This is a genomic window from Georgenia sunbinii (assembly GCF_036421875.1).
Taxonomy (GTDB): Bacteria; Actinomycetota; Actinomycetes; order Actinomycetales; family Actinomycetaceae; genus Georgenia_B; species Georgenia_B sunbinii.
In genome coordinates this window covers 133,734-146,435 of record NZ_JAZGOL010000002.1, presented here as the reverse complement: position 1 = coordinate 146,435, position 12,702 = coordinate 133,734, and the positions used below count along the sequence as shown (strand labels likewise).

The window sequence follows — 12,702 nt, the reverse complement described above, 5'->3', positions numbered from 1 at the left end:
CGGCCGGGTCAGCTTGGTCAGGTGAGCGGCATCCCGTTGGCCGACCTGGAGTAGGTGCCTTGCTGGGACACCAGCAGCGCGATGAACTCCACGATGACCCAGATCCACAGCGGCACGAGGAACACGAAGCCGATGAGGATGAATGCGGTCGCGTAACCGGCGAACGCGAGCAACAGCTGCGCGATGCCCCGCCCGGTGTAGCCGAGGTAGAAGTTGTGGATCCCGAGGTTGCCGAGGAAGAAGCACAGCAGCACGGCGGCGATGCGGGACTTCGGCGGCGCCATGTACTGCGGGTGGCCGGCGTACTGCGGCGCGGCACCGTACTGCGCTGGCACGCCGTACTGCGGTGGCACCCCGTACTGCTGCGGAGCTCCACTGTTCGGCTGGTGGTGAGGCTGGGCCGGTGAGCTCGGCTCGGGGGGCGTGGTTATGCTCCCAATCCTAGAGCGGTTTGCGGTGGTAGAACGCCGTTTTGTCGATCGTCAGCGGATCCCGCGCATCATCCGGGTGACCCGGGGCGCCACCGCGAGCAGCAGCAGGCCGATGCCGATCGTCACCGCGCCGAGGGTGCCGAAATAGGCCGCCTCGTTCTCCTCGGTGTAGAAGCTGGCGAGCGTGCCGGACAGCGCGGTGCCCAGCGCGAGGGACAGGTAGAACAGCGCCACCATGAGCACCGGGTAGGCCTTCGGCGCCAGCTTCGTCGACAGCGACAGCCCCACCGGGGAAAGCATCAGCTCACCCATCGTCGCGACGAGCATGATGAGCGCGATCCACAGCACCGGGACCGCGACGGTGCCGGCCATCGGCAGGAAGATGAGGAATGCCGCGCCCATGAGCATGATGCCGAGGCTGAACTTCACCGGCGTGCTCGGTTGCCGGTTCCCGAGCCGGGTCCACAGCGCCGCGAAGACCGGTGCCAGCACGATGATGAAGAACGGGTTGAAGGACTGCACCCACGGAATCGGCATGGTCCAGTCCCCGAGCCACGGCAGGTTGGCGAACTCACGGTCGAGGCGGGTGTCGGAGTAGATCGTGATCACCGTGAACTGCTGCTGGAACAGCGCCCAGAAGGCGGCCGAGCCGATGAACATCGGGATGAACGACACCACCCGAGAGTGCTCGTCGCGGTCGATCCGCTTGCTGGTCAGCAGTACCGCGAAGAGGACCACCGCGGACACCACGGTCGCGACGACGACGACGTCGGCGAGGTTGCCCGGGTTGAGCAGCCCGGTGACGGCGGCGACGACGATGACGACGACGGCCGTGACGGCGATCCCCAGGTACCGGCCGTACTGGTCACGGGGCAGCGGGTTGGGCGCGCCATGGACGCGGTCGGGCAGGTGCCGGCGCGCCAGCAGGTACTGGGTGAGCCCGATGGCCATGCCGACCGCAGCGAGCGTGAACCCGAGGTGGAAGCCCCACCGCTCCTGTGCGACCCCGGTGAGCAACGGGCCGATGAGCCCGCCGACGTTGATCCCCATGTAGAAGATGGAGAAGCCGGCGTCGCGGCGCGGGTCGTCGGCGGAGTAGAGCGCGCCGACGAGGTTGGTGATGGTCGCCTTGAGCCCGCCGGATCCGATGGCCACGAGGATGAGGCCGGTCGCCAGGCCGAGGAAGCCGGGCAGCACGGCCAGCCCGACGTGGCCGAGCATGATGAGCACCGCACTGACGAACATCGTGCGCTCGGAGCCGAGCAGCCGGTCGGCGACCCAGCCGCCGAGGATGGAGAACAGGTACACCGACCCGCCGTAGGCCCCGAGGATGCTGGTCGCCTCGACCCGGTCGATGCCCAGCCCGCCGTCGGTGGTCTGGAAGTACATGTACAGCAGCACGATGCCCTGCATGCCGTAGAAGGAGAACCGCTCCCACAGCTCAACGCTGAACAGGTTCGCCAGGCCCCGAGGCTGACCGAGAAAGCTCCTCCCGCCGCGATCGCCGCTGGGTGAGGGTGCTGCCGGCGACATGCCGGCCGTTGCCGGATCTTCAGAGGCCATGGCCCCATGCTCCGCTCGTCACCGGTGGTCCGCCAGCCGGTCACCGTCCCCGGGCGACGGAGTTCCCCGCCCGCTCTCCCACTCCCCGCCCCCTCGCCGAGAGCGGGATTGTCCACCCCTCCCCTTCGCCGAGAGCGGGATTGTCCACCCCGCCCCTTCGCCGAGAGCGGGATTGTCCACCCCGCCCCTTCGCCGAGAGCGGGATTGTCCACGTTCGAGCCCGCTTGCCCGTCGAGCGCGCTGCGGACAATCCCGCTCTCGGGGACAATCCTGCTCTCGGGGGTAAGTCTGCTCTCGGGGACAATCCCGCTCTCGGGGGTAGGGCTGCTCTCGGGTGGTTCAGGCGTTGGCGCTGACCAGCTGGCTGCTGCGGACGCCCTCCATCGCCTTGGTCCACGGCACGAGCTGGTCGAGCATCGGCTCGACGGACGCGATGGCGTTCGCGGTGGGCGCGAGGACGGCGTAGTTCTCGAAGTCGGTGGCGAGGCCGAGCAGCACGGCGTTGCGCACGTGCGCCACCTGCATCTCCGAGAGGATCCCGCGCAGGTGCTCGACGGCGCGGGCGCCGCCGGCCGAGCCGTAGCTGACGAAGCCGGCGGCCTTGTTGTGCATCTCCGGCGCGAGGTAGTCCAGCGCGTTCTTCAGCGCGCCGGTGATCGAGTGGTTGTACTCCGAGACGACGAACACGAAGCCGTCGAACTCGTTCATCCTCGCCGACCACCGCTGGGAGTGCGGCTGCTGGCCCGGGCCCATGGCCGGCGGCACCGACTCGTCCCACACCGGCAGTGCGAAGTCAGCGATGTCGACGATCTCGAACTCGGCGTCCGAGCGCTGCTCGGCGACGCCCTTGACCCAGTGGGCGACGTTGAGGCTCTGGCGGCCGGGACGGACACTTCCGGTAACGATGGCGATCTTGGTCAAGAGATTTCCTCACTCAGGTGGGCTGTGGTCGCTGGCTTGAACCTTCAAGATAGACAGGTTGTTCCGCCCCTCGACGTGGGCTGCGTCACCCTGGGGCCCAGGGCGGACCGAGGTCCCAGGGGCCGCCGCCCGAGCGCCGGTACCGTCGAGATATCCACCCCCGCCGAGCGAGGAGCGAGTCCCCATGAAGGCCGTCCAGTACCGCACCTTTGGAGCAGGCCCCGAGGTTGTCGAGATCGACCGGCCGGTCCCCGGCCCCGGAGAGGTGCTGCTGCGGATCACCGCCGCCGGCATGTGCCACTCCGACCACGTCGTCATGGACATGCCGGAGGAAGGCTTCCCCTACGCGATGCCGCAGACGCTCGGTCACGAGCCCGCGGGCGTCGTCGAGGAGCTGGGGGAGGGTGCCACGGGCGTCGAGATCGGCGACGCCGTCATCGTCTACGGCTGCTGGGGCTGCGGCGTCTGCGAGATGTGCGCCGACGGCTCCGAGCAGCTGTGCCTGCGCGGCATGCGCTCGCCCGGCCTCGGCGCCCCTGGCGCGATGGCGGAGTACATGATCGTCGACAACGCCCGCCACCTCGTTCCCATCGGCGACCTCGACCCGGTCAAGGCCGCCTCGCTCACCGACGCCGCGCTCACCCCTTACCGCGGCATCAAGCGCGTCATCGGCCATCTCGGCGGTGGCTCGACCGCGGTTGTCATCGGAGCCGGCGGCCTGGGCCACGTCGCGATCCAGCTGCTCCGCGAGCTCACCGCGACCCACGTCATCGCGCTGGACATCGGTGAGGACAAGCTCGCCTTCGCCCGCGAGATGGGCGCCCACGAGGCCTTCGAGTCCGACGCCGACGCCGCCGCGAAGGTCAAGGAGCTCACCGGCGGACGAGGAGCCGACGTCGTGTTCGACTTCGTCGGCATCGACGCCACCGGGGAGCTTGCGCTCGCTGCGGTGCGGGTCGCGGGCGTCGTCGTCATCCTCGGGGCCGGTGGCGGCACCGCGAAGGTCGGGTTCATGTCCGCGCCGTACGACGTCACGGTCACCACCTCGCTGTGGGGCCGGCGCAACGAGCTCATCGAGGTCGTCGAGATGGCCAAGCGCGGCCAGATCGAGATCCACACGACGACGTACCCGATCGAGGACGCCCCCCGGGCGTACCAGCTCCTCGACGAGGGCCAGATCACCGGCCGCGCCATCGTCGTCCCCTGAGCGGCCCCGTCCCACCTGTGGCCCGGCGCCCGGCCCCAGCCTCACCTGTGGCCCGTCGTCTCGTACCTCTCGATCAACGGTCGCCAGTTCTAGCAGGGCGGTTCTGAGCGAAAGGGACGAGCCCTCGGGTCGGGGCGGCGGAGCGAGGCGGGGCGGCGGCGCCGGCGCCGCTGACCCGGCTGCCCCGGGCGTCGTAGGCTCGGGGCATGATCATCGGATCTCACGTCGACCGCACCGATCCCGTCGGGGAGGCCCGCGCTCGCGGTGCGCAGGCCGCGCAGATTTTCCTCGGTGACCCGCAGAGCTTCAAGGACGTCTCCGTCGCCCACCCGGGCGGGGCGGCCGGGCTGCGGGAGGAGGCCGCCGAGGCCGGCGTGGACCTGTACGTCCACTCGCACTACGTCATCAACGTCGCCTCGACGAACAACCGGATCCGGATCCCTAGCCGCAAGCTGCTGCAGCGGATCGTCGACCTGGCCGCGGAGGTCGGGGCGCGTGGCGTCGTCGTCCACGGCGGCCACGTGACCAAGGACGAGGACCCGGAGATCGGCTTCGACAACTGGCGCAAGTGCATCGACGGCCTCGACCTGGCCGTGCCGATCCTCATCGAGAACACCGCCGGCGGCACCAGGGCGATGGCGCGTGGCGTCGACCGGATCGCCCAGCTGTGGCAGGCGGTCTCGGCCGCTGACGGCGGAGACCGGGTGGGCTTCTGCCTCGACACCTGCCACGCCTACGCCGGCGGCGAGCAGCTCGCCGGGCTCGTCGAGCGGATCACCGCCGCCACGGGCCGCATCGACCTCGTGCACGCCAACGACTCGCGCGACGCCTTCGACTCCGGTGCGGACCGGCACGCCAACCTCGGCGCCGGCAGCCTGCCTGCCGACGACCTCGTCGCCCTCGTCCGTGACGCCGGGGCACCGGTGATCGTCGAGACCCCCGGTGGCGTCGCGGAGCAGGGCACCGACATCGGCTGGCTGCGCGAGCGGCTCGGCTGAGCCGCCGGGCACCGGGCTCACCGGCTCAGGACAGCACGTCCTTGCCGGCGAACCGGCCGTAGGCGAGGGCGCCGAACATCGCGATGTAGCCGCCCTGCAGCAGTGCGTTGTCAGCGAACGAGCCCCACGCGATCGGCTCTCGCAGCAGGTCGGCGAAGCCGAGCCAGTGGTGGCTGAACAACCACGGGTGCAGCCAGGCCAGCTGGTCGAGCGAGCCGAGCACCTGCGCGACGATCGACACGACGACGGTGGCCGCCATCGCCCCGACCGGCACCACCGTGAGGGTGGAGAGGAACAGCCCGACCGCGCTGAGCCCGAGCATCGACACGCTGACGTAGGCCGCGACGAGCAGCGCACGGCCGAGGGCCTCCCACGGCCCGATGGTGTCCCCGGACAGCAGCGTCACCGGCCCCACCGGGAACAGCGCGGCCCCGATGGCGGAGCCGGCGACGACGATGCTCGCCGTCGCCGCGAAGCAGAACGCCGCCGCGCCGACGTACTTGGTCACCAGCAGCCGCAGCCGCCCGACCGGTGCCAGCAGCAGGTAGCGCAGCGTCCCGAGCCCGGCCTCGCCGGCCACGGTGTCCCCGGCGACCACGCCGACGGTCAGCGGCAGGAACAGCGGGATCGTCACCACGAGGCCGGTGATCGAGACGAACAGCCCGTTCTGGGTGACCCGGTCGAGGAACGGCGGGCCCTGGCCCGGGCCGGGCGGCGTCGACGAGACCTTCACGACGACGGCGATGATCACCGGGATCGCCGCCAGCGCGACGAGCATCGCCCAGGTGCGGCGCCGGCCGAGCAGCAGGGCAAGCTCGGACCCGACGAACGCCCAGGCGCTGCCCCTGCGGCGGCTTGCCGGGGCGCCGGTCGTGGGCCCGGCGCCGTCCGGGCGCCCGGCGTCAGTGGGCAACGTCGAACCCCTCTCCGGTGAGTGCGACGAACCGGTCCTCGAGCGTCTCCTGCTCGATCCCGAAGCCGCGCAGCCGTACCCCGCCGGCGACGAGCGCGGCCGCGACCGTCTCCGGCAGCGGCGCGTCGTCGGGCAACGCGGCCACCACGACGGCGGCCGCGCCCTCATCGGCCCGGGGCGGTGCCGTCGCGGAGTCGTCGTTGACCGGGACCAGACCGAACCGGGCGAGCTCACGGCGGGCTGCCACGGGGTCGGGCGTGACGACCCGCAGCCGGGTCTGGCCCAGGCCGCGCAGCTCGTCGAGGCTGCCCTGCGCGACGAGCCGCCCCTCGCGCATGACCGCAGCGTGGCTGCACACCTGCTCGATCTCGGCGAGCAGGTGGCTGGAGACGACGATCGTGGTGCCGCCGTCGGCCAGCGACCGGATGAGCGTGCGGACCTCCCGGGTGCCCTGCGGGTCGAGCCCGTTGGTCGGCTCGTCGAGGACGAGGAGGTCGCGCGGCATCAGCAGCGCCCCGGCGATCCCGAGGCGCTGCTTCATCCCCAGCGAGTAGGCGCGCACCCGCTTGCTGCCGGCGTGGCTCAGCCCCACCCGCTCGAGCGCCGCCGCGACGCGACTGTCGCGGGTGGCCGACGCCGCATGACCGTCCGCGGCGTCGAGGCGCTGGAGGTTGGCGGCCCCGGAGAGGAACGGGTAGCTCGCCGGTCCCTCGACCAGCGCCCCGACCCGCGGCAGCACCTCGCGGAGCGCGCCGGGCATGTCGCGACCGAGCAGCTGCACCGCGCCGGACGTCGCCGTGGCCAGGCCGAGGAGGACCCGGATCGTCGTCGTCTTGCCCGAGCCGTTGGGCCCGAGGAAACCGAACACGCTGCCCCGCGGCACGGCGAGGTCGAGATCGTCGACCGCGAGCTGGCGGCCGAAGCGCTTGGTCAGCCCGTGGGTCTCGACGGCGAGGTCGTCACCGGCAGCCGCGGCGGCGGGGGTCATGAGTCGGCGAGTGCCTGGAGGTGCTCCGGGGTGACGGCGCCGACGAGGATGCGACCGTCGTCCGTCACCAGCGCGCTCAGCAGCGAGGTGGACAGCAGCCGGCCGCCGTCGACCGGCTCGGTGAGCTCGGCCAGCAGCGGCTCCTCGGTGAGTGCGGTGGCATCTGCCCCGGCGTCGAGCACGACGACGGTGCCCCAGCCCTCGCCGAGGACCGCCGGTCCAGGCAGCTCGCCGAGCGCCCCTGCCTGCCCCGGGGCGTCGAGCTCGGGCGGCAGCGCGTGGTCGGTGCCTGGCCCCGCAGCGCCGTGGTCGGGCCAGTCGGCCGGGTCCGGCACCGGGACGTCGTACGCCTCGACGGTGGCGTCAGCGGGTGGCGCGAAGTCGAACAGCGACGCGTCCGGCGCGGCGAGGTCGATGTCGGTGTACGCCAGCCGGAACGCCGGGTCGGTCTGCCCGTCGGCCATCACCGTGACGCCGAGCGGGAACCCGGTCTCGCCGTCGACGGCGATCGTCACGCTCGCCACGAGCGTCTCCGCCGCGCGCGGGGTGAGTACCAGGGTGTACGCGTCGCGGCCGGCGACCCGGGCGTCCTGGCCGACGCTGAGCTCGGTGCTCGGCTCGAGCGCGTCGACGACGGCGGTCGCCAGCTCCTCGGGGGTGGGGATGTCCACGGCGTCCGGCCGCTCCGGGTGGCCGGGCCGCTCCGGGGGAGCAGGAAGGTCGGCCGGGTCGGGCAGCGTCACGTGGGTGGCGGTGTTCGTGGCGGAGTCGTACGCCCAGACGTCGGTGCCGTTGACGACGACGTTGCGCTCGGCCAGCCCGTCGACGAGCTGGAACCTCGCCTCGCCCGGGCCACCGACGAACACCCGGCCGGTGTGGTCGCCGGTGAGCAGCTCGAGCAGCTCGGTGGCCGCGGTGGCCTCGGGAGGTTCGGTCGCGGGCGTGCTCTGATCCGAGTCGGCAGGGAGGGCGTCGTCGCCGCCGGCGTCGTCACCGAGCCCCGCACCACCGGGCGGTCCGCCACCGAAGCCACCGGCGCCGGCGAGCCCGGCCGGCAGCTCGGGCAGCCCGAGGTCGGCGCTCTTCTCGAAGCTGCCGGAGAACGCGGTGACCGAGTGGCGGCCGACCATCGCCAGCACGTCCTCGGGGGACCTGTCGGGCAGGTCGACCGCGCCGGCCTGCGAGGTGACGGCGACCGTGCCCGCGATGATCGCGGCGACGGCGCCGGCGGGTAGCCAGCGGTGCCAGGTGCGGGTCATGGGGTGCTCCTTCGAACGCGCCTGCATCGACGGTACGTCGGCCCCGGCGCTGGTGCCAGTGCCGCACTGTCTACACTTCGCCAGTGGGCATCTTCGAGTTCATCGGCAGCTACTGGTGGCTGGTCTTCCCGCTGGGAGGCGTCATCGGTGGCTCGGTGAGCGGCTTCGCCAAAGGGCTGCGCAAGTGGGACGAGCGCCGTCGTCGGGACCGGATCGAGCTTGCCAGGATCAAGTACGGGGCACGGACGGCCGAGGCCGAGCAGGTCCGGGTGACCCGCCGGGAGATCGACCGGACGCTGGACCGGCACACGGCGGTGAACCAGCGCTGGCTGGACTACGAGCTCGACATCGCCAAGCTCATCGACTACCCGCTGATGACCGACATGCGTGAGCCGCTGACCGTCGACTTCCACCGCGCCAAGCGGGAGGCCGAGTCGCTGCGTCCCGACGACCCGGCCGAGCTGACCGACCCCGACCTCCTCACCGAGTTCCGCGACGCCGTCAGGCACTACGAGACCGCGTTCGACGTCGCCGAGCAGGAGGCCCGGCGCCGGCAGACCGCCGGTTTCTCGCCCGCTGAGCAGCAGGCGCTGGTCCGGGCGCGGAAGTTCATCGCGCTCGCCGACAACCCGTCGGCCACCTACGCCGAGCGGCAGACCGCCTACCGCCGTGCCACCCGGGAGCTCGACGGGCTCGTCGTGCTGCCGGTCGCAGCGACCGACAGCTTCGAGCAGCGCATCGCCGGCGCCATCGGCGCACGGGGCGATGACCAGCCAGGCTCCGCATCGGACACAATGGGGGGATGACCAAGGCCGAGCCACCCGAGGCCGTGACCGTGCGGTCGGTGGCGCGGGCGGCGGGAGTCTCGATCGCCACCGTGAGCCGCGTGATGGCCGGCAGCGCCGTCGTCAGCGAGGAGCGGACACAGCGGGTGCTGCAGGTGGCCCGCGATCTCGGCTACCGCCCCGATCCCATCACTGCAGCCAGGTGCCATCAGTTGCCGCCGGGCTGGGCCCACCGGTCGATGCCCTCGGTGGCGCCCGGCGCCGATACGCTGACGGGCAGGCACTGACGGCACGCGACGGCACGGGAGGCTCGGTGGACGCGACGGGCGGCTCCCCGATCGAAGCCGTGGACCGGGCGTTGCTCATCCTCGACTCCCTGGCTCGCGCCGGTGCGGGCGGTTCGTCGCTGGCGGACATGGCGACCGGGCTCGGGCTGAACAAGTCGACCGTCCACCGCGCACTCGCGGCGCTGCGGTTCCGTGACTTCGTCACCCAGGACCACGCCACCGGCGTCTACCTCCTCGGCCCCGCGGCGATCGGGCTGCACGACCGCTACTTCGCCGACGACCAGCTGCCGCTGCTGCTGCACTCCGCGCTGGTGGCGCTGTCCACCGAGATCGCTGAGCTCGTCCACCTCGGGGTGCTCAACGGCGCCCATGTGCTGTACATCGACAAGGTGGAGCCGCAGCGGTCGGTGCGGGTGTGGTCGGCGGTGGGGCGCCGGCCCCCCGCGGCCTCGACCGCGCTCGGGCGGGCGCTGCTGGCGTACCGCGGCACGACCGAGGCGATGCTCGACGGCTACGTCGAGGTCTCCCGGGCCGACGACGACGGCCCGGCGGCGGCGGTGACCGCCGACCACCTGTGGCGGGCGCTCGAGGACGCCCGACGGCGCGGCTTCGCGGCCGAGCGCGAGGAGAACGAGCCCGGCATCAGCTGCCTGGCCGTCCCGCTGCTGCGTGCCGGGCTGCCGGTGGCTGCGGTGAGCATCACCGCGCCGGCCGAGCGGATGACTGACGAGCGCTACGGGTGGCTGCACGAGCAGGTGCAGCGCGTGCTGCCGCCGCTGCTGCCCACCGGAATGACGCTGCCGACGGTCGGTTAGCGCCGGACGAGCTCCTGCACGCCGGCCGGCGTGCGGTGACCACCCCGCCCGCGTAGCCGCCGCGGCGGGGCGCCCCGTCGTGCTCGGCCCGACGCCGGCGGACGGCAGCGGCCCGAGCCGCCGAGTGCCGATCATTGCCAGGTGTCGATCCACCTGACATCATCAGTTCTGGACGCCGACACGTGCGTTCTGCCTAGCGAAATGGTTGACAGATGAGCGTCCTCTCGTCCCTCAGTGCCGCCCGGCTCGTGCCCGTCGTCGTCCTCGACGACGCCGCGCACGCCGACGCCCTCGCCGGGGCCCTCGTCGCCGGCGGGCTGCCGGTCGCCGAGGTCACCTTCCGGACCGCCGCGGCAGCCGACGCGATCCGCGCGATGGCCGACCGCGGCGACATCCTCGTCGGCGCCGGCACCGTCCTCACCGTGGCGCAGGTGGACGAGGCCGTCGCCGCCGGCGCCACGTACGTCGTCTCCCCGGGCCTCAGCCGGGCCGTCGTCGAGCGCTGCCAGGAGCACGGCGTGCTGCCGCTGCCCGGCGCGGTCTCCGCCACCGAGATCCAGGCAGCCCTCGAGCTCGGCCTCGACACCGTCAAGTTCTTCCCGGCCGGCACCTCCGGCGGCGCCCCGGCGATCAAGGCACTCACCGCGCCGTTCGGTGGCGTGCGCTTCGTGCCGACCGGCGGCATCGGCCCGGCGAACCTCGCCGACTACCTGGCCATCGACGCCGTCGCCGCTATCGGCGGCTCCTGGATGGCGCCCCGCGACCTCGTCGCCGCCGGCAGGTTCGACGAGATCACCCGGCTCACCGCCGCGGCCGTCGCGCTCGCCGCATCCTGACCAGACCCGACCTCACCACCACGAAGGAACCGATCATGGCCCTGACCATCCGCCCAGCCGCTGACTGCCGCTACGACGCCGTCTCCCTCGGGGAGGTCATGCTCCGCCTCGACCCCGGCGAGGGCCGCATCCGCACCACTCGCGAGTTCCGCGTCTGGGAGGGCGGCGGGGAGTACAACGTCGCCCGTGGCCTGCGCCGCGCCTTCGGGCTGCGCAGCGCCGTCGTCACCTCGCTCGTCGACAACCACGTCGGCCGGCTCGTCGAGGACTTCATCCTGCAGGGCGGCGTCGACGCCTCCCACATCCGCTGGCTGCCGTTCGACGGCCTCGGCCGCGCCGCCCGCAACGGCCTCAACTTCACCGAGCGCGGCTACGGCGTCCGTGGCGCGGTCGGGGTGTCCGACCGCGGTCACACCGCTGCCTCCCAGCTGCGGCCCGGCGACGTCGACTGGGACCACCTCTTCGGTGAGCTCGGCGCCCGCTGGCTGCACACCGGTGGCATCTTCGCCGCGCTCAGCGAGACCACCGCCGAGGTCGTCGTCGAGGCCGTCACCGCGGCGAAGAAGCACGGCACGATCGTGTCCTACGACCTCAACTACCGCCCGAGCCTCTGGAAGGAGATCGGCGGCCAGGCCAAGGCCCAGGAGGTCAACCGGGAGATCGCCAAGTACATCGACGTGATGATCGGCAACGAGGAGGACTTCACCGCCTCGCTCGGCTTCGAGATCGAGGGCGTCGACGACAACCTCGCCAACCTCGAGACCGACAGCTTCGTCGCGATGATCGAGCGCGCCGCCGCCGACTACCCGAACTTCCAGGTCATCGGCAACACCATGCGCACCGTCCGCAGCGCCTCGGACAACGACTGGGGCGCGCTCGCGTGGTCGCGGGAGACCGGCGTCGTGCAGGCCACCCACCGCACCGGCGTGGAGATCCTCGACCGCGTCGGCGGCGGCGACTCCTTCGCCTCCGGCCTCATCTACGGGCTGCTCGAGGGGGTCGACCTGCAGACCGCCGTCGAGTACGGCGCCGCCCACGGCGCGCTGGCGATGACCACCCCCGGGGACACCTCGATGGTCACCAAGGACGAGGTTCTCAAGCTGGCCGGCGGCGGTAGCGCACGCGTCGACCGCTGAGGGGCCCGAGACACCCGGCGCGGCCACCCGGCTCGGGTCAGGCGGGCGGCGGGTCCAGCCGGCGGGTGGCCCGGGCGACCTCCGCCTCGGCGGCGCTGAGCGCGGCGTGCGCCGCCCGGGCGCGCACCAGACCCGCGGCGAGCTGCCCGGCGGCCGCTGTGCCACCCGGGCCGTGCGTCGTCCCGGTCGAGCCTGCGGCTGCCCGGGACGACGCGAGGGCGTGAGCGAGCTCGGTGCCCGCGGCGCGACCCTCGTCGATGGCGCGGGCGAGCGACGCGCTCGCGCCGTCGACGAGCTGGATCCGGGCGAACTCGAGGCTCGTCCGTGATCGTGCGACCTGCTCGTCCAGCGCGAGCGTGAGCTCGGCGGCCTCGGCGCGTGCCTCTCCGGCGCCCGGTGCCGCGACCGGCCCGCCGTCGGCCGCGGGTGCGCGCCGCGCCCGCAGCACCAGGACCGTGACCACGACGACCATGACCAGCAGCACGACGACGAGCAGTGCGGCGGCGGCGAGCATCGAACTCATGGCGCCAAGCCTACGGCCGTGATCCTGCCGGCGACCGGCC

At 72.5% G+C, this 12,702-nt stretch carries 14 protein-coding genes; 7 read left to right on the top strand and 7 right to left on the bottom strand.

The genetic code is table 11. From position 1 onward, the window contains the following. Positions 1-17 precede the first annotated feature (17 nt). The 3 genes from V2J52_RS05085 to V2J52_RS05075 form a co-directional block, all read right to left on the bottom strand. A complete protein-coding gene (locus V2J52_RS05085; RefSeq protein ID WP_331226598.1) occupies positions 18-353 on the bottom strand; it encodes a TM2 domain-containing protein in 336 nt (111 codons plus the stop codon). 129 nt (positions 354-482) lie between these two features. Next, positions 483-1,994: a peptide MFS transporter gene (locus V2J52_RS05080; protein ID WP_434056377.1), complete on the bottom strand. Its 1,512-nt coding sequence runs from the start codon at positions 1,992-1,994 to the stop codon at positions 483-485. A 339-nt stretch (positions 1,995-2,333) separates the two neighbouring features. After that, on the bottom strand, positions 2,334-2,915 hold the full coding sequence (locus tag V2J52_RS05075; RefSeq protein WP_331226597.1) for an NADPH-dependent FMN reductase: 582 nt from the start codon (positions 2,913-2,915) through the stop codon (positions 2,334-2,336). A 184-nt stretch (positions 2,916-3,099) separates the two neighbouring features. Between V2J52_RS05075 and V2J52_RS05070 the strand changes: the two genes are divergently transcribed. After that, positions 3,100-4,122, top strand: coding sequence for an NAD(P)-dependent alcohol dehydrogenase (locus V2J52_RS05070; protein ID WP_331226596.1), 1,023 nt, complete (start codon positions 3,100-3,102; stop codon positions 4,120-4,122). A gap of 206 nt (positions 4,123-4,328) precedes the next feature. Beyond that, on the top strand, positions 4,329-5,120 hold the full coding sequence (locus V2J52_RS05065) for a deoxyribonuclease IV (RefSeq protein WP_331226595.1): 792 nt from the start codon (positions 4,329-4,331) through the stop codon (positions 5,118-5,120). A gap of 25 nt (positions 5,121-5,145) precedes the next feature. Here V2J52_RS05065 and V2J52_RS05060 read toward each other — a convergent pair whose 3' ends face one another. The 3 genes from V2J52_RS05060 to V2J52_RS05050 all read right to left on the bottom strand — a co-directional run bounded on the left by V2J52_RS05060 (position 5,146) and on the right by V2J52_RS05050 (position 8,280). Then, on the bottom strand, positions 5,146-5,898 hold the full coding sequence (locus V2J52_RS05060) for an ABC transporter permease (RefSeq protein ID WP_331227112.1): 753 nt from the start codon (positions 5,896-5,898) through the stop codon (positions 5,146-5,148). Positions 5,899-6,022: 124 nt separating this feature from the next. Further along, complete coding sequence (locus tag V2J52_RS05055) at positions 6,023-7,021, bottom strand: ABC transporter ATP-binding protein (RefSeq protein WP_331226594.1); 999 nt, start codon at positions 7,019-7,021, stop codon at positions 6,023-6,025. Beyond that, complete coding sequence (locus tag V2J52_RS05050; RefSeq protein WP_331226593.1) at positions 7,018-8,280, bottom strand: LolA family protein; 1,263 nt, start codon at positions 8,278-8,280, stop codon at positions 7,018-7,020. The genes V2J52_RS05055 and V2J52_RS05050 overlap by 4 nt, the downstream gene beginning before the upstream one ends. A gap of 83 nt (positions 8,281-8,363) precedes the next feature. Here V2J52_RS05050 and V2J52_RS05045 point away from each other — a divergent pair, with 83 nt between their 5' ends. The 5 genes from V2J52_RS05045 to V2J52_RS05025 all read left to right on the top strand — a co-directional run bounded on the left by V2J52_RS05045 (position 8,364) and on the right by V2J52_RS05025 (position 12,139). Beyond that, positions 8,364-9,086 (top strand): hypothetical protein, encoded by a 723-nt coding sequence (locus V2J52_RS05045; RefSeq protein ID WP_331226592.1) that lies wholly within the window; start codon positions 8,364-8,366, stop codon positions 9,084-9,086. Continuing rightward, entirely contained in the window at positions 9,083-9,352 is a 270-nt protein-coding gene (locus V2J52_RS05040) for a LacI family DNA-binding transcriptional regulator (RefSeq protein ID WP_331226591.1), read from the top strand. Before V2J52_RS05045 ends, V2J52_RS05040 begins: the two co-directional genes overlap by 4 nt. Positions 9,353-9,378: 26 nt before the next feature. Further along, positions 9,379-10,167, top strand: coding sequence for an IclR family transcriptional regulator (locus V2J52_RS05035; RefSeq protein ID WP_331226590.1), 789 nt, complete (start codon positions 9,379-9,381; stop codon positions 10,165-10,167). 212 nt (positions 10,168-10,379) lie between these two features. Continuing rightward, a complete protein-coding gene (gene eda, locus V2J52_RS05030; protein WP_331226589.1) occupies positions 10,380-11,003 on the top strand; it encodes a bifunctional 4-hydroxy-2-oxoglutarate aldolase/2-dehydro-3-deoxy-phosphogluconate aldolase in 624 nt (207 codons plus the stop codon). Between the two features lie 32 nt (positions 11,004-11,035). Further along, positions 11,036-12,139 carry a sugar kinase gene (locus V2J52_RS05025; protein ID WP_491062176.1) on the top strand — a complete coding sequence of 368 codons (1,104 nt, stop codon included), beginning with the start codon at positions 11,036-11,038 and terminating at the stop codon, positions 12,137-12,139. 37 nt (positions 12,140-12,176) lie between these two features. On the opposite strand, the gene V2J52_RS05020 is transcribed toward V2J52_RS05025, so the two are convergent. Beyond that, positions 12,177-12,662, bottom strand: coding sequence for a hypothetical protein (locus V2J52_RS05020; RefSeq protein ID WP_331226587.1), 486 nt, complete (start codon positions 12,660-12,662; stop codon positions 12,177-12,179). Between the last annotated feature and the right edge of the window lie 40 nt (positions 12,663-12,702).

Bases quoted from the DNA above. Each gene is read 5' to 3' on its own strand.
- V2J52_RS05080 (WP_434056377.1), bottom strand. From the start codon at position 1,994: ATGGCCTCTGAAGATCCGGCAACGGCCGGCATGTCGCCGGCAGCACCC.
- V2J52_RS05070 (WP_331226596.1), top strand. From the start codon at position 3,100: ATGAAGGCCGTCCAGTACCGCACCTTTGGAGCAGGCCCCGAGGTTGTC.
- V2J52_RS05065 (WP_331226595.1), top strand. From the start codon at position 4,329: ATGATCATCGGATCTCACGTCGACCGCACCGATCCCGTCGGGGAGGCC.
- V2J52_RS05060 (WP_331227112.1), bottom strand. From the start codon at position 5,898: ATGCTCGTCGCGCTGGCGGCGATCCCGGTGATCATCGCCGTCGTCGTG.
- V2J52_RS05055 (WP_331226594.1), bottom strand. From the start codon at position 7,021: ATGACCCCCGCCGCCGCGGCTGCCGGTGACGACCTCGCCGTCGAGACC.
- V2J52_RS05050 (WP_331226593.1), bottom strand. From the start codon at position 8,280: ATGACCCGCACCTGGCACCGCTGGCTACCCGCCGGCGCCGTCGCCGCG.
- V2J52_RS05040 (WP_331226591.1), top strand. From the start codon at position 9,083: ATGACCAAGGCCGAGCCACCCGAGGCCGTGACCGTGCGGTCGGTGGCG.
- eda (WP_331226589.1), top strand. From the start codon at position 10,380: ATGAGCGTCCTCTCGTCCCTCAGTGCCGCCCGGCTCGTGCCCGTCGTC.
- V2J52_RS05020 (WP_331226587.1), bottom strand. From the start codon at position 12,662: ATGAGTTCGATGCTCGCCGCCGCCGCACTGCTCGTCGTCGTGCTGCTG.